Origin of the sequence: Paraburkholderia sp. RL17-337-BIB-A (assembly GCF_046025895.1) — a bacterium.
Classification (GTDB): Bacteria; Pseudomonadota; Gammaproteobacteria; order Burkholderiales; family Burkholderiaceae; genus Paraburkholderia; species Paraburkholderia fungorum_C.
Window position 1 is genome coordinate 1889937 of record NZ_JARESY010000001.1, and the last position, 18785, is coordinate 1908721.

Annotated in this window: 17 protein-coding genes and 1 pseudogene; 14 read left to right on the top strand and 4 right to left on the bottom strand. The window is 62.5% G+C overall.

Going from position 1 to position 18785, the window contains the following annotated elements; all coding sequences use genetic code 11:
• The first annotated feature begins 105 nt into the window (after positions 1–105).
• From P0D84_RS08505 to P0D84_RS08540, 8 genes are all read left to right on the top strand, one after another.
• Entirely contained in the window at positions 106–1098 is a 993-nt protein-coding gene (locus P0D84_RS08505) for a LysR family transcriptional regulator (RefSeq protein WP_408334803.1), read from the top strand.
• A 245-nt stretch (positions 1099–1343) separates the two neighbouring features.
• Positions 1344–2117, top strand: a complete 774-nt coding sequence (locus tag P0D84_RS08510) for a sugar phosphate isomerase/epimerase family protein (protein WP_408339730.1) — start codon at positions 1344–1346, stop codon at positions 2115–2117.
• Between the two features lie 264 nt (positions 2118–2381).
• The gene (locus tag P0D84_RS08515; protein ID WP_408334806.1) at positions 2382–3365 is read left to right on the top strand and encodes a sugar kinase; all 984 of its coding nucleotides are present in this window, start codon (positions 2382–2384) and stop codon (positions 3363–3365) included.
• 388 nt (positions 3366–3753) lie between these two features.
• Positions 3754–5046 carry an MFS transporter gene (locus P0D84_RS08520; RefSeq protein WP_408334809.1) on the top strand — a complete coding sequence of 431 codons (1293 nt, stop codon included), beginning with the start codon at positions 3754–3756 and terminating at the stop codon, positions 5044–5046.
• A 4-nt stretch (positions 5047–5050) separates the two neighbouring features.
• Positions 5051–6016: a 2-hydroxyacid dehydrogenase gene (locus P0D84_RS08525; RefSeq protein ID WP_408334812.1), complete on the top strand. Its 966-nt coding sequence runs from the start codon at positions 5051–5053 to the stop codon at positions 6014–6016.
• The gene (locus P0D84_RS08530; protein WP_408334815.1) at positions 6013–7257 is read left to right on the top strand and encodes a LacI family DNA-binding transcriptional regulator; all 1245 of its coding nucleotides are present in this window, start codon (positions 6013–6015) and stop codon (positions 7255–7257) included. Before P0D84_RS08525 ends, P0D84_RS08530 begins: the two co-directional genes overlap by 4 nt.
• Positions 7258–7339: 82 nt before the next feature.
• Positions 7340–8152, top strand: a complete 813-nt coding sequence (locus P0D84_RS08535) for a YhfC family intramembrane metalloprotease (protein ID WP_408334818.1) — start codon at positions 7340–7342, stop codon at positions 8150–8152.
• Between the two features lie 88 nt (positions 8153–8240).
• On the top strand, positions 8241–8606 hold the full coding sequence (locus P0D84_RS08540; RefSeq protein WP_408334821.1) for a DUF3022 domain-containing protein: 366 nt from the start codon (positions 8241–8243) through the stop codon (positions 8604–8606).
• 130 nt (positions 8607–8736) lie between these two features.
• Here the strand turns inward: P0D84_RS08540 and P0D84_RS08545 are convergent, their stop codons facing one another.
• On the bottom strand, positions 8737–9174 hold the full coding sequence (locus P0D84_RS08545; RefSeq protein WP_408334824.1) for a PGDYG domain-containing protein: 438 nt from the start codon (positions 9172–9174) through the stop codon (positions 8737–8739).
• A 2156-nt stretch (positions 9175–11330) separates the two neighbouring features.
• Here P0D84_RS08545 and P0D84_RS08550 point away from each other — a divergent pair.
• Positions 11331–12431 (top strand): hypothetical protein, encoded by a 1101-nt coding sequence (locus P0D84_RS08550; RefSeq protein WP_408334827.1) that lies wholly within the window; start codon positions 11331–11333, stop codon positions 12429–12431.
• A 201-nt stretch (positions 12432–12632) separates the two neighbouring features.
• Here P0D84_RS08550 and P0D84_RS08555 read toward each other — a convergent pair whose 3' ends face one another.
• A complete protein-coding gene (locus P0D84_RS08555; RefSeq protein ID WP_408334830.1) occupies positions 12633–13142 on the bottom strand; it encodes a Spy/CpxP family protein refolding chaperone in 510 nt (169 codons plus the stop codon).
• 205 nt (positions 13143–13347) lie between these two features.
• On the opposite strand from P0D84_RS08555, the pseudogene P0D84_RS08560 reads away from it, so the two are divergent.
• From P0D84_RS08560 to P0D84_RS08570, 3 genes and pseudogenes are all read left to right on the top strand, one after another.
• A pseudogene (locus P0D84_RS08560) lies at positions 13348–13593 on the top strand (helix-turn-helix domain-containing protein); the annotation flags it as partial.
• Positions 13594–13815: 222 nt separating this feature from the next.
• Positions 13816–14274, top strand: coding sequence for an Lrp/AsnC family transcriptional regulator (locus tag P0D84_RS08565; protein WP_408334833.1), 459 nt, complete (start codon positions 13816–13818; stop codon positions 14272–14274).
• 224 nt (positions 14275–14498) lie between these two features.
• Entirely contained in the window at positions 14499–15596 is a 1098-nt protein-coding gene (locus tag P0D84_RS08570) for a saccharopine dehydrogenase family protein (RefSeq protein ID WP_408334836.1), read from the top strand.
• Between the two features lie 202 nt (positions 15597–15798).
• Here P0D84_RS08570 and P0D84_RS08575 read toward each other — a convergent pair whose 3' ends face one another.
• Both P0D84_RS08575 and cydX read right to left on the bottom strand, forming a co-directional pair.
• Positions 15799–16419, bottom strand: a complete 621-nt coding sequence (locus P0D84_RS08575; protein ID WP_408334839.1) for a P-loop nucleotide/nucleoside kinase family protein — start codon at positions 16417–16419, stop codon at positions 15799–15801.
• Positions 16416–16565, bottom strand: coding sequence for a cytochrome bd-I oxidase subunit CydX (cydX, locus tag P0D84_RS08580; RefSeq protein WP_408334842.1), 150 nt, complete (start codon positions 16563–16565; stop codon positions 16416–16418). Before cydX ends, P0D84_RS08575 begins: the two co-directional genes overlap by 4 nt.
• Positions 16566–16935: 370 nt before the next feature.
• Here cydX and P0D84_RS08585 point away from each other — a divergent pair, with 370 nt between their 5' ends.
• On the top strand, positions 16936–17382 hold the full coding sequence (locus P0D84_RS08585) for a hypothetical protein (RefSeq protein ID WP_408334845.1): 447 nt from the start codon (positions 16936–16938) through the stop codon (positions 17380–17382).
• Positions 17383–17599: 217 nt separating this feature from the next.
• Positions 17600–18577 carry a magnesium/cobalt transporter CorA gene (corA, locus tag P0D84_RS08590; RefSeq protein WP_408334848.1) on the top strand — a complete coding sequence of 326 codons (978 nt, stop codon included), beginning with the start codon at positions 17600–17602 and terminating at the stop codon, positions 18575–18577.
• Positions 18578–18785 lie beyond the last annotated feature (208 nt).

Genomic DNA, 18785 nt, shown 5'->3' on the forward strand with positions numbered 1-18785 from the left:
TATGACTGGTCTTGATTCGATAGGCCTAATCCTAAATTAGATATATCGATATGAAAAATCATGATTTAGGATGTAAAGTATCAGTTGTGTGGATACTTAGACCTCATGACCCCGGACCAACTTATAACGTTCGCTGCCGTCGCCGAGCATCGCAATATCAGCAGGGCGGCTGTGGCGCTGCATTTATCGCAGCCGGCCGTCTCCGGACAATTGCGGCAGTTGCAGGACGAATTCGGCGAGCCGCTTTACCAGCGCGACGGGCGCGGCGTGCGCCTGACGCCCGCCGGCGAGCAGCTCGCCAGCTATGCGGCCCGGCTGCGCGACACGTGGCGCCAGGCGCATGCGTATCGCGACGCGTTGCGCGGCCTCGAGCAGGGCACCTTGCGCATCGGCGCGAGCACCACGCCGGCGAGCTATCTGCTGCCTTACCTGATCGCTGACTTTCATCGCCTCTACCCAGAGGTGACGCTGCATACCGCCGATGGCAACACCACGGAGATCGTCGGCGCACTGGGCTCGGTGGATATCGCGATGATCGAGGGGCCGGTCGGTGTGGATCTGCCACCGGACACGGCGGTGCATGCGTGGCGGGAAGACGAAATCGTCGCGATCATGCCGCGCACGCATCCGTTGGCGGTGGCGTTGGCTGGTGTGACGGATAGCGCTGTGGCGGTCGCGGGGGCGGCAGAAACAGGCGCGATAGGACGAGCAGCGGCAGTTGGAGCAGGCGTGAACGGCGGCCGGGCGGAACTCGCGGCATTCGGTCCGCATCCGCTGGTGTTGCGCGAGGCCGGTTCGGGCGTGCGGCAGATCGTCGAGCGGGCCTTTGCTCGCGCGGGCGTGCCGATGCGCGTGGCGCTGGAGATTGCCGGGGTTGAAGGTGTCAAGGAGGCGGTGCGTGCGGGAATGGGCATCGGTTTCGTATCGGCGATGTCGATGCGGCATGAAGACGGCGCGCTGTGCCTGTTCTCGTTGAGCCCAGCGCCGCTGACGCGGCGGCTATCGATTCTGGTGCCTCACGCGAGTGCGCCGTCGAGGGTGGTGGAGCGGTTTCTCGCGTTATGCCTCGCGGATGGGGCTGGCGCTAGTGCGGCTTAGCGGCGACCTCGGCCCGCGGGACCGAGCTGGTTCAGCGGCGAACTTGGCCGGGAGACCAAGGCGGCCCGCAGCCAACGTGCGCAATTTCCGCTTCATGCCAAGTCCGCCTGGGGATTTCCACTATGGTGCATGCCACGTGGCTCGGCGCACTATTCGGGCATCGGAGCGCTTCGGCGCTTTTTTTCGAAACGTGTTTGGAACCGGTTCCAAATGCCGATGCTGAGACAGGTTTGAGTAAATTCGACATGGTTGATGCAGCTGAGGTGGTGATCGTCGCAAGCGCCTTCGGGATCGATGCGGTCCGCAAGGAAGGTCATCTGAAGTGGGCCGCCGCGAGCAAACGGGCCGGCGCGATGGGCTTCGAAATTCGCCGCGAATTGTTTGCGGACGAAGCCGACGCCACGCCGCAGGCATTGCGCGCGCTCGGCAAGCAGATTGCGGAACTGGGGCTGTGGACGGTCTACTCGACGCCTGCGTCGCTGTACACCACGGATGGCGAGCTCGACGGCGACGCATTGCGTGTCTCGATTGAAGAAGCGATCGCGCTGGGCGCACGCTTCGTGAAACTGCAACTCGGCGGGTTCGGCTCCGGCGCCAAGGCCGCGGTGATCGCCGATTACATGCGCTGCGCCGACGTGCGGCTCGTCGTCGAAAACGGTCAACTGGCCGAAGGCGGTTCGCTCGCGCAATTCGTCGGATTGTTCGACGCGTTGGCGCGCGAGGGCCACGCCGACGCGCTCGGTATGACCTTCGACATCGGCAACTGGGCATGGCGCGATGTCGTGCCGCTCGACGCCGCCGGGCCGCTGGCTGCGCACGTCGAATACATCCATTGCAAGACGGCGGTGGGCGAGGGCGCACGACGCTTTCCGGCCGCCCCGGCCGTTGACGACCCGCACTTCATGGCGGTGCTCGACAAGCTGCCGCGCGACGTGCCGCGCGGCATTGAATTTCCGTTCGATGCAAGTCGTATCGATGCGGACGCGGCGCACTACGTCGCGTGGCTGGCCGGCGCGTAAGCGCCGCGTAGGACCTGAGAGAGCAGTACCCAAAAAATTGCGTGGCAAGAGGCTCGTCTGGAGAAGGAAGTACACGGAACGGGCGGAAGCACACGCAGAGAAGCGCGAGCGACACAGCACATGCAAGGCAGCGTGCACAGCGCCGCTCAAGCGACGCAGCACAAGCGACGCAGTACAAGCAACGCAGTACAAGCAACGCAGTACAAGCAACGCAAGCAGCAAAAAGCAACACAAGCAGCTCACCGGAACCCGCAGGAGCGAAGCATGAGCAACACAACCGCGGCACTCGACGTCATCACCTACGGCGAAGCGATGGCCATGTTCGTGGCTGCCGAAACCGGCGCGCTCGCCGGCGTCGGGCAGTTCACCAAGCGCGTCGCGGGGGCCGATCTGAACGTGGCGATCGGCCTGTCGCGACTGGGTTTCAAGGTGGGCTGGATGAGCCGCGTCGGCCGCGATTCATTCGGCCAGTACGTGCGCGACACGCTGACGAAAGAAGGCATCGACCAGCGCTGCGTCACCACCGACGAATGCTACCCGACCGGCTTTCAACTGAAGTCGAAGAACGACGACGGCAGCGATCCGGCCGTCGAGTACTTCCGCAAAGGCTCGGCGGCGAGCCACCTGTCGTTGGCCGACTACGTCGCCGATTACGTGCTGCCGGCGCGTCACTTGCATCTGACCGGCGTGGCGCCGGCGATCTCGGCCAGCTCGCGCGAACTCGCGTTCCATCTGGCGCGAGAAATGCGTGCTGCCGGCAAGACGATTTCGTTCGACCCGAATCTGCGCCCGACGCTGTGGCCCTCGCGCGGCGCGATGGTCGAAGGCTTGAACGCCCTCGCCGCATTGGCCGACTGGGTGCTGCCCGGCATCGGCGAAGGCGAGATCCTGACCGGCTACACGCAGCCGGACGACATCGCCAGGTTTTACCTGGACCAGGGCGCGCGCGGCGTGGTCATCAAGCTCGGTGCGCAAGGCGCGTATTTCCGCACCGCCGACGATGCCGCCGTGATCGCCGGCCAGCCGGTCGCGAAGGTGGTGGACACGGTCGGCGCGGGCGATGGCTTTGCCGTCGGCGTGGTCAGCGCGTTGCTCGAAGGCAGGACGCTGTCGCAGGCGGTGGCGCGTGGCAACCGCATCGGCGCACTGGCGATCCAGGTGATCGGCGATTCGGAAGGCCTGCCGAGTCGCGCGGAACTCGACGCGCTCGAACGCGCCGACGTGACGCCGGTTGCCGCTGCAGCCTGAGCGCGTGTACGCCGTGCCGAATGTCGTATTCAACGCATCCGGCGCAAGTAGAGCAAGTAGAGCAAGTAGAGCAAGTAGAGCAAGTAGAGCAAGTAGAGCAAGTAGAGCAAGTAGAGCAAGTAGAGCAAGTAGAGCAAGCAGCGCAAGTAACGCAAGCAGCAGCCCATCAGCTTCGGCCAGTTCGATAACAGCAAGAGCGCTCGAATAGCGCCCCATGACCGCCCATCATTGCTTCGGGAAGCCGTTAGCAACTATCTTGAATGGGACCAGACTAAGTGCTTTGCATGGGACCGGAGTAAGCGCTAAAGCGCTAACTCCGGTCGACAGCCAAAGCGCTAACTCTGGTCGACAGCTAAAGCACCAACTCTGGTCGACAAAGGAGACTCCCATGACTTCATCGCTCGCGATTCGCCGCTGGTGGACGATCATGCCGATCGTATTCATCACGTACAGCCTCGCTTATCTCGACCGTGCGAACTTCGGGTTCGCGTCGGCCGCCGGCATCAACCAGGATCTCGGTATCAGCAAAGGCTTGTCGTCGTTGATCGGCGCATTGTTCTTCCTCGGCTATTTCTTCTTTCAGATTCCCGGCGCGATTTACGCGGAACGCCGCAGCGTGAAAAAGCTCGTGTTCTGGAGCCTGATTCTGTGGGGCGGCTGCGCGGCGCTGACCGGCATGGTCAGTAATATCCCGTCGCTGATGGTGATCCGCTTCGTGCTCGGCGTGGTCGAAGCCGCGGTGATGCCGGCGATGCTGATTTTTATCAGCAACTGGTTCACCAAAAGCGAGCGCTCGCGCGCCAACACCTTCCTGATTCTCGGCAATCCGGTGACGGTGCTGTGGATGTCGGTGGTGTCGGGCTATCTGGTGCACTCGTTTGGCTGGCGTCCCATGTTCATCGCTGAAGGCGTGCCCGCGATCCTGTGGGCGGTGTGCTGGTGGTTCATCGTGCAGGACAAGCCGCAGCAGGTGTCGTGGCTGACGCAGCAGCAGAAGGACGATCTCGCCGGGACGTTGCGCGCCGAACAGGCCGCGATCAAACCGGTGCGCAATTACAGCGAAGCATTCCGCACGCCCGCCGTGATCAAATTGTGCGCGCAATATTTTTGCTGGAGCATCGGCGTGTATGGTTTCGTACTGTGGCTGCCGTCGATCCTGAAGAACGGTTCGACACTCGGTATGGTCGAAACCGGCTGGCTCTCGGCGCTGCCGTACCTGGTCGCGACGATCGCCATGCTTGCAGCTTCGTGGGCATCGGATAAACTCAACCGCCGCAAAGTGTTCGTGTGGCCGTTTCTGCTGGTCGGCGCGGTGGCCTTCGCCGCCTCGTACGCGCTCGGCTCCACGCACTTCTGGATCTCGTACGCGCTGCTGGTGATCGCCGGCGGTGCGATGTATGCGCCTTACGGCCCGTTCTTCGCGATCGTGCCGGAGCTGCTGCCGAAGAACGTCGCGGGCGGCGCGATGGCGCTGATCAACAGCATGGGCGCGCTCGGTTCGTTCGTCGGCTCGTATGTGGTCGGCTATCTGAATGGCGCGACCGGCTCGCCCGCGGCATCGTATGCGTTCATGAGCGTGGCGCTGGTCGCCGCGGTGATTCTGACGCTGATCGTCAAGCCGCAACAAACGCAGCCGCAAACGAAGGCCGCCTCACTCGCTACACCGTTGCAAGGAAAATGAACTGATGAAGAAGATCGTCGCCTGGAAGTCGTTGCCCGAGGATGTGCTCGCGTATCTGCAACAGCATGCGCAAGTCGTGCAGGTCGACCCCGCGCAACATGACACGTTCGTCGCCGCCTTGAAGGATGCGGACGGCGGCATCGGTTCGAGCGTGAAAATCACGCCGGCGATGCTCGAAGGCGCGAGCCGGCTGAAGGCGCTGTCGACCATCTCGGTGGGCTTCGATCAGTTCGACGTCGCCGATCTCACGCGCCGCGGCATCGTGCTCGCGCACACGCCGGACGTGCTCACCGAGTCCACCGCGGATACGGTGTTCTCGCTGATTCTGGCCGCGGCGCGGCGGGTTGTGGAGCTCGCCGAGTGGGTGAAGGCGGGACAGTGGAAGCACGGTGTCGGGCCTGAGCAGTTCGGCGTCGAGGTGCAGGGCAAGACGCTCGGCATCGTCGGGTTGGGGCGGATTGGCGGCGCGGTCGCGCGGCGCGCGGCGCTCGGCTTCAACATGAAGGTGCTGTACACGAACCGCAGCGCGAACCCGCAGGCGGAACAGGCTTACGGCGCGCGCCGCGTCGAGTTGGCGGAGCTGCTCGCCAGCGCCGACTTCGTCTGCCTGCAAGTGCCGCTCACGCCCGAGACGAAGCACATGATCGGCGCGGCAGAGCTTGAATCGATGAAGAAGAGCGCGATTCTGATCAACGCATCGCGCGGTGCGACGGTCGATGAAAAGGCGCTGATCGAAGCGCTGCAAAACGGCACGATTCACGGCGCGGGTCTGGACGTGTTCGACACCGAGCCGCTGCCGGCCGATTCGCCACTGCTGAAAATGGCGAACGTGGTCGCGCTGCCGCATATCGGCTCGGCGACGCACGAGACCCGCCATGCGATGGCGCGCAATGCGGCGGAGAACCTCGTCGCAGCCCTCGAGGGCACGCTCGCGACCAACATCGTCAACCGCGACGTGTTGAAGAAATGAGCACGACGCCGCTTGCCGCCCCGCGCCGCGCGACGATTACCGACGTCGCGCGCGAAGCCGGCACCGGCAAGACCAGCATCTCGCGCTATCTGAATGGCGAGATGAGCGTGCTGTCGCCTGAGTTGCGGGCACGCATCGAGGCGGCCATCGAGCGGCTCGACTATCAGCCGAACCAGATGGCGCGCGGCCTCAAGCGCGGCCGCAACCGCCTGATCGGCATGCTGCTCGCCGACTTGACCAACCCCTATACCGTGGAAGTGCTGCAAGGCGTGGAAGCCGCTTGTCACGCGCTCGGGCTGATGCCGCTGATCTGCCATGCGGCCAATGAAGTCGAAATGGAGCGGCGCTATCTGCAACTGCTGACCACGTATCGCGTGGAAGGCGTGATCGTCAACGCGCTCGGCGTGCGTGAGGAAACGCTGCGGCCGGTAGGGGGCGGCGGAATTCCGGCGGTGCTGGTCGACCGTTCGGTGGAGGGGCTCGTCGCCGACATGGTCGGACTGGACAACCGGGCGGCGGCTGAACTTGGTACGCGGCATCTGCTCGAAAACGGCTTTGACGATATCTGGTTTGTGGTGCAGCCCTTCGAGCAGGTCAGTTCGCGGCAACTGCGCGAGGCGGCGTTTCGCGAGGTGATGAGGAGTGAGGGTGGCGAGGGTGGCGCCGCCAGGACTAGTGGAAAAAGCGAAGGCGGCAAGGGCTGCGCGCGTGGGCATACGCTGGTGCTGAACCTTGCGGAGCCGGCAGCCATCGAGCGCGCTCTCGCCGAACTGGACTGCGCCATCGATGCAGCCGGCGGTCCTCGCGGCGCGCTGGCCAGCGGGGCAGATAACGCCGCACGCATCAGCACCGGCGATGCCTCAGCCAACGCCGCAGGCAACGCGACAGCCAACGCGACAGCCAACGCCGCAGGCAACACGACAACCAACGCCACAACCATCTCCCCCAGCAAACCCAGCCGCATCGCCTTGTTCGCGGCCAACGCGCCGGTCGCGCTCTGCCTCGCGCTGCATCTGAAAGCGCGCTACGGCGCGGATTGGCAGACGCGCGTCGCGCTGCTGTCGATCGACGATCCCGAATGGGCCGAATTGACCGGCGTCACCACCATCCGCCAGCCGACCTACGAGATCGGCTACCGCGCGGTCGAATTTCTCCATGAGCGCATCGAAGGGATTCAAACCACCGCGCGTGATTGCCTCCTGCCAGGCGAATTGATCGTCCGCGCCTCAACTTTGCGCTGACTTCGCGCTGACTTCGCGCTGATCTGCGATCATTCGGGCTGCGGCGCGCAGCGGGTGCGCGCCGGTCATCGCAAGGAAACTCATGGTTGTTGCACCGCTTACCCTCTCGAGCCTCGCCGTCGCGACCCTGTTCGTCGCCGCCTTACCCTTCCTGATCTACCGCCGCCTGCGCCGCACGCTCGCGCTGAACCCGCGTGACGCGATCACCGGCATCGCTATCTTCGCGTTGTTCGCGATGGTGATCGAGCGCGCGCTGAACGACTACGTGCTGCATCGGAACGAAGCGACCGCTACTTTCCTGTCCAATCCGCTGGCCTTCGTGGTGTACGGCGCGCTGGTGGCGGGTGTCTGTGAGGAAGTGGGGCGTTTCATCGGCATGCGGCTGTTGCTTAAGCGGGCGGCGGCGAAGTCCGCATCGGACGTGGCGGGCATGGGCGACGGCACGGCGCTCACTTATGGCCTCGGGCACGGCGGCGCTGAAGCGTGGCTCGTCGGCGTGCTGGTGCAGATTCAATGGATCCTGTTCGCCGTTTTCGAAAACCGTGGTGAGCTCGACGGTTACCTGGGCAATCTGCCGACCGATTCGGTGATGCGCATCCACCTGATCCTCGCCAGCCTGACGCCGCAGACGGCTGGGATTTTCGCGCTCGAACGGGTGGCCGCACTGGTGTTCCAGATCGGCTTGTCGGTGCTGATGTGGCGCGGCGTGCGAGCGGGCTGGCGCGGCATCCTGCCGCTCGCGATCGTGCTGCACGCGCTGGTGGACGTGCCAGCTGCATTATTCCAGGCGCAGCTCGTGCCGCTCGCAGCGGTGGACGGTGCGTATGCGGCGGGCGCGGTGATCGTCGCGAGCGTGTTGTTCAGAGTGTTCCGCCGGCCGGCCGTTGCCGCGTAAGGCGTTTGTCGCGCAAGCCATTCGTGACTTCTAACTTTCGGGGTACCCTTTCGGTACACCGTTCAGGCTCATCCTTTCGGCATACCTCATGGAAGCATACCAATACGACTGCGCCAATCCCGAGTTCGAGGAATTGGCACGCGTCATCAGCGATCTGTTTCCCGAGCAGACGCAGTTCATCCAGCGTGCCGGCGAAGACGGCACGCCGACGTTGGCGATTCACTGGGTTGCAATGCGTTTCGGTGCGGCCGCGCGCCGGATCGTGATGACCGTGGTGATCGCGCCGGCGGCGTTGGCGCGTTATCGCGCGATGCCGGCGCGGCTGCGTGGCCGGAGTTTCGCGGTGCTGCGGGCGTATGTCGAAGCAAGCATCGGCTCGCTCGAAGAACAGTACGCGAACGGCGAGACGGTGCCGCGCGAAGTGACAGTGGATCTCGGCGACGAGTTTGCTTGAAACGGTCGACTCAATGTTCCCGGTTTGAAGGCGGGTCTGGGCGCAGTCGGACAAACGTGATCGCAGGGCTGCGTCTCGACGGCTGCGACTCGACGGCCGCAACTCAATAGCCGTGACCGCCGGCCGCGACTCAATCCACCAGCTTATAGACCTTCGCAAAACGTGCGGCCTGCACCACGCCGTAGTCGCCGGGCGCGTACTGCATGATCCAGTCGCCAGCCGCGCCGTGCAGCACGTCGCCGCCGCTCGCTGAGCGAGCCAGCGAAAACGCTTCATTCATCTGTTTGGCCAGCACCACCGCCGGACGGTTGCGGTACGCACCCGGTTCGCCGTGGGCGCGGGTGCTGTCTTCCGGCAGGTATTTGATGTCGAAGCGTTCGCGCGAAACAACCCAGCGGTCGCCGGTCGATCCAGTGATCAGCGCATCGCCACGGGCGTAACGGTTTGGACCTTCCAGGCTCATCAATTCGCCTTCGGTAGCGGCGAACTCGACAGTCACTGTTTCGTTTTTGACGACGCGGTGGGTGGCTGCATCGGTGCGCAGGTCGAGGTTTTTGAGTTCTGTCATGGAGCGATCTGGAGTGAGGAGGGTGGCGCCGCGCTGCGGCTGGATGTTCGCATCATGCCAGATGCATCGCGATATATTTTTTGCGTTGGCGACATTGCTTTGTGGTTCATCGTGATCGGTTTCGCCAGGCCGGATCGATGGCAGGAAATACGGAAGGTTCTCTCGACGCGGACACTACCGATGCGGACACTACATATGTGATACCGGAAGGATCGCTTGCGTCGCCACAATCGTTCTGCGGATTCAGACATTGTGACACCAGGGAGGTGGACCATGAAAGTCGACGCGAAGGGTCATGCGATGTATCAGGTTGACGAGAATCAAGGTGCGGGTGGAACAACGCCGGCTGCGCCCAGCCGCCAGCCTCGCATCTACCCGACAACTTCATCAGCACGGTCCGGCGCCGAACCGGGGAGGGAAGGCGGGCTTATCGACCGCAAAAAGGAGCCTGCGGCCGGTGCGGGGCGAGATGCCGGCCACTCGGTGCCGGGTCAAGTAAAGGAGGGTGAGCAGGAAAAAAAGCCGGACAAGGATAACGATGCGGGAGGTGCGCTGGCCGGTCTTGGGTCAAGCCCTACGAATACAGGCCCACAGGCATCGCCTAGTCCATCTGCGGGACCGCCAAGTGGCAATTCACTCCAGTTCAAGGTTGGAGGCCTGATCAGCGCGGTGCCTCCATCCATGCCGGGCGGCGGCTCCGCGCCAACCGGTTCGATGTCACGGCCAGGCCTGATACAACGTTCCAATCGTGCAGGCCACCTTGGCGGCATTCTGGTCGGAAACGGCGCGAAAGCGATCAAGGATGCAGGAGGCCTCGCGCACGGGAAGGATAAACAGGAGACTAAACAGTTCGCCTTGCAACTCAGCAAGGACATTGCCAATGGCATTGCCACAGGTATTGACCTGTCGAGGGTTCCCGATAAAAAGGCAATGAGGTCGAGTTATCGGACCTCACCACGACGGCAAGGCGTCTACGAAGTGCCCCAGCATTCCGGCCAGCCCGCCTCTGGAGGGCAGATCGAGTTGAAGAACATGCGTAACGCGCCGAAAGATCGCGGGACGCAGACCGTTCGGCCGCAAACCACCAACGCTGGTACACAGCCCGCGCCAATCAGCAAGTCCGACACGGGTACGCAGGTACAGCCCAACCAGTCAGGCAAGCAAACACAGGCAAATACGCCGATGCGATCGCAGGGGGCGCAGTCCACGCCCCAAACCCACGCAGCCTCGGTGCAGACCACATCTCCCACTCATTCCGGTACGCAGACGCCAAGCTCGCAAGGACCAGACCATGATCGCCCACGAAGCGCAGGAGAGCACTCGACCGATCCGGCGTCGAATGACCCGCGCAGGCCGGCTGGTTCGCCGAACAGCCACCAGGCGACACAAACCGCGCAAGGTTCGCAGATTAGTCAAGGGACAACGACGCAAGCGCCTGGCCAAAAGAATGCTGGAGTTCAGGTCAAAGCTGCCCCGCAGGAGCGTGGCAGTCAGCATGGGCCCGCGACACGCTCGGTGCCGACACAGACCGCAGTTCAGCCTACATCGGCCGGCACGCCCCCCCTCAGCCTGTCCAGAAAAAGGCAGATGCGTCGGAGCAGACTGACCAGACCCACGCGTCAACGGATAGGGGGCAAAGTACGAAGACGACAACGGCGACCCAAGCCGGCCCATTTCAGGTTGTAAGCGGTACGCAAACCGATGCGGGTGCGACACAAGCAACGCAGCACCGCCCAACAAGTCAGGATGCCGCCACGCAGTCCACGAGGCCATCTACCCATACCTCTGCCACACAGCACACATCGGTACCCGTGTCCGTGCAATCACAGACGCAAGTCAAACGCATGTCCGCTGAGACTCAAACCGGGTCGGACAATTCGAAGAGCACGCAAACACACCCGGATGCGCACAACGTCGGGACGCAATCGCAAAGTAGTACTGGAGAATCTGCCACACAGGCCAAGCCCGACAGTTCGGACAAATCCGTACAGACACAGCCACGGACGGAGGATACGGGAACCCAGACGCCCCCTCCGCCAGCCGGGGGCACGAAGCAGGACGGTAGCTCCGGTAGCCAGTCACCGCGGAGCCAACCGGTGGTTGCTACGCAGACCACGTCAGCTCACGCAGGTGGCACGGGCTCGGGAGCGACTCATGTGCCGCCCAGCGTTAAAGGAAACGGCCATTGGGCAATCGCGGACGGGGTCTCCCTCGCATCCGATATTAACAATGTCAAGAAGCAACCCAATATGGGGAACATCACGACAGTCACCGCTGGTAGCGCGCTGACCGTTGGCGATACCCTTGCACTTATCAACGCCAGTGGAAACCACGTACTGACGTTGGCATCGAAGTCCCTTTCGCTGCTAGGCACGGCGATTGGTATTGCACCGTCGGTCGGGCAACTCTCGAATGACGTCAAACAGTTGATCCAGAACCCGAAGGACGAACAGTCGAAATGGAATGTTGCAAACAGCGCTTTTCAACTGGGCGCAGGCTTGGCCGCAACCGCAGCCTCTCTGGTTTTTCCGCCGGCCGCACTTGTGCCCCTCGTCTTTCCGAATCTTGCCGAGATTGGTCACGCAGAGATATTGAGGGGTAAGAAGAATGATCTACTCGCGCAGGGTCTGAATACCGAGGCGGCGGCAGTCAAAGCTCGCTACGATATAGCGGCGCTTGACGCGACGCCGATCGTGAACTGGTTTTCTTCCACCTATACGCCGGAATTACGTCCCGCCATCGAGAGCTTCGAGGCGGCGCAAGGAAATGTGCCAGGAGGTAAGCCAGCCGGTGAATTGCCTGTGAACACACTTCACGACCCACGTGTCTACGACTACTATGGGCAGGCAATCACGGAACGTGCCCAGCGGCTTGCCGTTGCCGCCAAGGACTATCTCAAGGGTATTGCGAGCGGTTCAGACCTCAGTTCGGTCACGATGGTGTCGCGGTGTCCACAGGTTTTTGGCTGGCCGACGAACGGACAGGCCATGCGCGTGTTTGATCGGGCAGTGGCTATTTCCTATGACCGCGTCCACGATACGATTCACGCCGAGCTCTTCGGTGCAGACAAGGACGGCACATACAGGCTACCCACCCGGGATCCATCGCTGCCTTCCGGCAAGGGCAGCAAAAACCTGCTGTTCTATACGAATATGCTTGACCCTGATGCCAAACAGGCGAAGTTCGATATGCCTCAATACAGTGCCGATCCGGGTACTTTTGCGATTGACGTTCGCAAGAGCGCGGATAAAGCCTGACGGGTGCTGTTGACATCCTCCCCGGCCTGAGGGCCGGGGGCGTCCCGCACAGGGACAGCTAGCAAATCAATATCAACTCAAGGAATGGCCAACGCGGCAGGCACGCACCGCAGATCGACGCCGGGAAGCGCCTCGAAGGCAAAGAACCAGGCACGCGGCGCAGACACCCGCGCCGCGCGCAATCCACCGGGCGTGAGCCTCTTACGGCTTCACGGTCGCATCATTCGCGGGCGCCTTCTTGCTGGCGCCCTTGCCGTGATGACGACGGCCGCCTTCAGGGCCGCCCTGACGGAACGTCACGTCGGCCAGCTTCTTTTGCTCCGGCGAGAAGCTGCTATACAGCGGGTCGAACGCATCGACCAGTTTCTTCATGCCATCCGCATGCGCCTGCGCGATCGTCGCGTATTGCTTCATGTCGTCGAGTGCCGACAGATTCGTGTCGGCCTTGCGCTGCTGGAACAACTGCCCCATCGTCTCGCCATTGTTGCGCATCACATCGGCGAAGGCGTTCCATTGCGATTCCTGTGCCGAAGTGATCTTCAACTGTGCGTGCAGATAGGCGATACGGTCTTCGACATTGCGCTCGTGGGCGGGTTTTGCGGCGGGGGCCGAAGCCGAGGCACCCACCGATGCCGAGGCCGGCGCGGAAGTTTGTGCGAACGCGCCGCTCATGGCGACTGCGGTGGCCAGCATTACGAGTGCTTTTTTCATCGAAACTCCTGATGTCTGTTCGAATTAGGACAAGGCGAGCATGGCGAGCGGCCCAACACGCATCGGCATGGCGATGCAAGGCGGCCGGCTGCCCACTTCGCCGTCGCCGCTATTTGTATCACGATATCCCGACAATGCGGCTCTTGTGCGACAAACGCTTACAACCGAAACGAACAGGAAATAGCGGGTCGACAAATTCGTCAGCATGGAAATTTTCGTCGCGGTGGTCGAAGCGGGCAGTCTGACAGCGGCCGCCGAGCGCTTCGACATTTCGTCGGCGATGATGGGCAAGCACATCCGCTCACTCGAAACACGGCTGGCGACGCGGCTTCTGACGCGTACCACGCGCCGTCAGAGCCTGCCTGAAATCGGCCGGCAATACTACGAACAGTGTCGGCGCATTCTGACGGATGCCAGCTTCATCGATTTCGTGATTGAGCGGTTTGGAGCGTAAGTGGCAGTGCTGCTTTGTTATGGCAGCGCATGCCATAGACTTGGATAATCGCACGGCGGCCAGCCGTGACAGTCCGGTTGCCAGAGACGGCGTCAGAACGTGAACATCGCAGCCGGTACGCGGCCTTTGCGCGCACGGCTTCATGGTTGAGCCACTTCGCCGCCGGAGGTCGAAGACGCGCGATAATCCACACACTTCTGACTAACTTCTTCCGCCTCGATGAGACCTCCGCGCCTCGACCAACTCGACGACCTCGACCGCAACCTCGTTGCGCTGCTCCAGGCCAACGCCCGTGAGAGCGTCGCCAATCTCGCGCGCCAACTGGACGTGGCGCGCACCACCGTGATCGCCCGGATCGCCCGGCTCGAGCGCAGCAACGTGATCGGCGGCTATAGCGTGCGGCTCGGCCAGGACGTACTCGATTCGAGCATCCAGGCGTACGTCGGCATCATCATCGCACCGAAGCACGGGCCAGCCGTGCAGAAACGGCTCGGCAAGATGCCCGAGGTGCAACTGCTATGCGCGGTGAGCGGCGAATTCGATTATGTTGCGTGGCTGCGCGCCGATTCGCCCGACCGCCTCAACGATCTGCTCGACCAGATCGGCGGCCTGGAAGGGGTGGAGCGAACCACCACGTCGATCATTCTGGCGCGCAAGATCGATCGCGGCATGCCGTGATCCGGCAGCCTGATTTTTACGCCGTTTTGATATGTTTTCGACATATCGACTAACCGCATCGTCATAACGTCGAAGGTCATGGTCATAGCGCAGCATTTTGCGCGTATGAACTGTTTTCGCTTCTCCCTAAACTGTCTCTCAAGGGTTCAGCCCGACGGGCGCAGCGCCTTGGCGCAGCGCACCTTCGAAGCTGGAGACAGCGTACATAGAACAAGGAGAAGCGTATGAAAGTAGCCATCGTTGGCGCTGGTTTGATCGGTCACACCATCGCCCACATGTTGCGTGAAACCGGCGACTACGACGTCGTCGCGTTCGACCGCGATCAGCATGCGCTCGATAAGCTCGCCGCCCAGGGCATCCCGACCCGCCGCGTCGATTCCGCTGATGCCGCCGCGCTGCGTGCCGCCATTCAGGGCTTCGACGCGCTCGTCAACGCGCTGCCGTATTACCTGGCCGTGAACGTGGCTTCGGCCGCCAAGGGCGCGGGCGTCCATTACTTCGATCTGACCGAAGACGTGCGCGCCACCCACGCGATCCGCGCGATCGCCGACGACGCCGAGCACGCTTTCATGCCGCAGTGCGGTCTGGCGCCGGGCTTCATCGGCATCGCCGCGCATGAACTGGCGAACCGTTTCACCGAGATTCGCGACGTCAAGATGCGCGTCGGCGCGCTCCCGGAGTTCCCGACCAACGCGCTGAAGTACAACCTGACGTGGAGCGTCGACGGTCTGATCAACGAGTACTGCCAGCCGTGCGAAGCGATCCGCGACAGCCGCACGCAGTGGGTGCAGCCGCTCGAAGGCCTCGAACACTTCTCGCTCGACGGTACCGAATACGAAGCCTTCAATACGTCCGGCGGCCTCGGCACGCTATGCGAAACGCTGTCGGGCCGGGTCGAATCGCTCGACTACAAGTCGGTGCGCTATCCGGGCCACCGCAACCTGATGCAGTTTCTGCTGGAAGATCTGCGTCTTTCCAGCGACCGCGATACGCTCAAGAGCATCATGCGCCGTTCGGTGCCCTCGACGGCGCAAGACGTCGTGCTGGTGTTCATCACCGTGTCCGGCATGCGTGACGGTCAACTGGTGCAGGAAGTGTTCACCCGCAAGATCTTCGCGAAGACGGTGTGCGGCGTACCGATGAGTGCGATCCAGATCACCACGGCCGGTGCGATGTGCGCGGTGCTCGATCTGTTCCGCGAGCAGAAGCTGCCGCAAAGCGGTTTCGTGCGCCAGGAGCAGGTGTCGCTGCGCGACTTCCTTGCGAACCGCTTTGGCCAGTTGTACGAAGGGCAGTCGCTGGATGCGATGGCAACGGTGTAAGCCGTGACTGTCGCGTTGAGGCTCAGAACCGAGGACCCTGCGCGCATGCGGTGATGTCTGCTGCGAGTCAGGAAGAACGGCCCCGCAGAGGGCCGCAAAACGCCCCGCTTATGAACTGCGCCCCAAACCGTTGGACCAATGTCCGGCTTTGGGGACGCGCTTTCACCTGGCGGGGCGTTTTTCCTGCCGGCACCCGAGGATGCTACACAGGCAACGGCGGCAGCATCGCAGATGACGCATACGGTTCACCCAAGATCCGTGCGAGCAATGCTTCGTAATCGGCACGGGTTGGCGCGGTGTTGTCGAATATCAACAGGTCTTCACAAATCTCGCCGCTCGGCACGAAGCGGCGCTGCCGATACTCGTCCCAATGCGCAAGTTTGTAGGCATCGTTCGGATTGCCACGCGCGACGATGCGCTGACGCGCCATCTCTTCCGATGTGTAGACCCAGACCACCCGCAGCGCCACGTCCGCGCCGATGCCCAGCCACGCGCGATCGAACAGGCGCCGCTCGCGCACTTCACGCGACAGCGGCCCGACCACCAGCGCGCTGACACCGAGCTCGAGATTGTCGCGGGCGGTATCGAGCAGGCCTCGATATTCGGGATCGCGCAGGTGCTGCAGGAAAAGCGGGCTGTCGCGGTCGTTCGGATCGCCGGTGAGCATGGCCATGGCGGCCGCGCTGTAGCCGCCGAACAGCGTATCTTTGTCGAGCAGGCAGAAAGGTGACGTGCTCGCCTGCGTCAGCGGGCCGATCAGCTTCTTCGCCAGAGTAGTCTTGCCAGTGCCTGCGTGACCGCAGAAGAAAACCAGATGCGTCACGAAGACGTGTCCTCGGGCGTGGTGGGCGGGCCGCCGACGCGCTGCGGATCACGCGCGAATTTGCCGCTGGCCTCCAGCCACATCACATTGATGACGCCAAAGCCCAAGGCCACGCCGATGCCGAGAATCCAGGTGAAATACCACATTGCAGTCTCCTTGATCAGATGTCCGGCGAGGCAGGCAATGAAGCGTTGCACATGACCGGTACAGAGAAGCAAACATGCTGGCATACAAAGGTGGCGCGTGGCCGATCTGAGGGTAAATCCGCAGCGCCCCGGCGCGCCACAACGCAGCGCTTTGCAGCGATCATGAAGAAGAACGCGGCAGTGCGCAAGAGGGCGCGCGGACGGTTGGCCGTTCGGCCAGGGTGGCATCACGGCCGGGCATTGCTATGATGCGTGGCAGTGTGTGAGCGGGAGAACCTGGCATGGCAAATCTATGGATTCGGGGCGTTGATCAAACGTCTGGTTGATACCAGAGAAGCAGTGCCACAACCAACAACACGGGAGACCCAGCATGCCGATGCGCTCGCACTACCATTGCAAAGCCGCGCTGCTTGCCCTTGCCCTTGCCGTCGCGTCGCTCGCCGGTTGCGCGTCGACCCCTGCCGAGCCCGTGCCGTTCAAGGAAGTGCCGCAAGCGCGCATCGTCCAGCCCGGTTATACGCAGCCCGCAACCGGACTGGTCGCCGTGGACGTGCGGCGCGAACGTTCCCGCGACGTGATCGTCCGCTTCCGTGATGCGCTGGTGTATATCGACGGCAAGCAGGTCACCGATCTGATGAACGGCGAACACGTGGTCTTCTATCTGAGTCCGGGCGTGCATCGCATCGGTGTCTCCACGCAATTCGATCCAGTCGTGGAGATGCACTTCACGGTCACGGCCGACACGCGTTATACGAACCGTGCGTTGGTCACCTTCGGCGACGATCACCGCATCGCGTTGCGCAGGGTTGCCCAATAGGGCAGGGCAGGACCTGGTCAGGCCCAAGTGCGTCGACCTGCGCCGAACCGCGCCCCCTTGTCACCGCAGGTAAGCTTTAACAATTGGATACATGACATTCATCCATAGCCCTTAACATGACGGCTGTCAGGGTGTTCGTTCATGCAGAAGATCCGCCGCCGGGCATACGCACAAATGCGACGCCAGCCGGTCTGTTCCGTTTTCAAGGTAATCCAACATGCTGATCAATTGCGCCGCCTATCAGGACGGCCGAAAACTGGCTGACATCGATATCGATAGCATCAGCGACTACGTGGCGCGGCCCGAGTGCTTCGTCTGGGTCGCGCTGAAAGACCCGGCGCCGGAGGAATTAGCCGTGATGAAGCACGAGTTCGGCCTGCACGAACTCGCAATCGAAGATGCGCAATACGGCCATCAGCGTCCAAAAATCGAGGAGTACGGCGAATCCCTCTTCGCCGTGATGCACACGGTCGAAACGGACGAAGAGGGCGAATTGCTGATCGGCGAGGTCGACGTGTTCGTGGGGCACAACTATGTGCTGTCGGTACGCCGCGGCACGCGCACCGGGTTCCAGAACGTGCGCGCCCGTTGCGAGCGCGAGCCGCAATTGCTCAAGGAAGGTTCGGCGTTCGTGCTGTACGCGCTGGCGGATGACATCGTCGATCGTTATTTTCCGATCATCGAGGCGATGAACACTGAGATCGAAGCGCTCGAGGACCGCATCTTCGACCGCAACAATTCGTCGGCATCGCGCGCGATCATCGAGGATCTGTACTCGTTGAAACGTCGCCTCGTGATCCTGCAACACCACATTGCGCCGCTGCAGGAAGCGATCGGCAAACTGACCGGCGGCCGCATTCCGAGCATCTGCGAAGGCATGCAAGCCTATTTCCGCGACGTCTACGACCACCTCGAACGGATTGTCAGAACTATCGACGGCCGGCGCGAAATGATCGTCACCGCGGTACAGGTCAATCTGGGGATGATCTCGCTTGCGGAAAGCGAGGTGACCAAGCGGCTCGGCTCGTTCGCCGCCTTGTTCGCGGTGCCGACCATGATCGCCGGCATCTACGGGATGAACTTCCAGAGCATTCCCGAGCTGCATTACAAGTATGGTTATCCGATCTGTCTTGCCGTGATGCTGACCGTGGATCTGATTTTGTACTGGCGCTTTCGCAAGGCTGGCTGGCTTTGACAGGCCGCCCGGCGCCCGGCGTTGTTCCGGCTTGCACCGTGCGCAACCAAAGTCCAGCATAGGCGGCCCGCCGGCCGCTGAGCTGGGCGCCGGCGGCAAATCTGCCAAGCACGGACCGAGTGAGGAATCTTTGCCGACACGCAGCGTGCTAGTGCGCGTATCCGCTGCGCCCGGTCGAACCCATCGAACGCACGCCATCGACGCACTT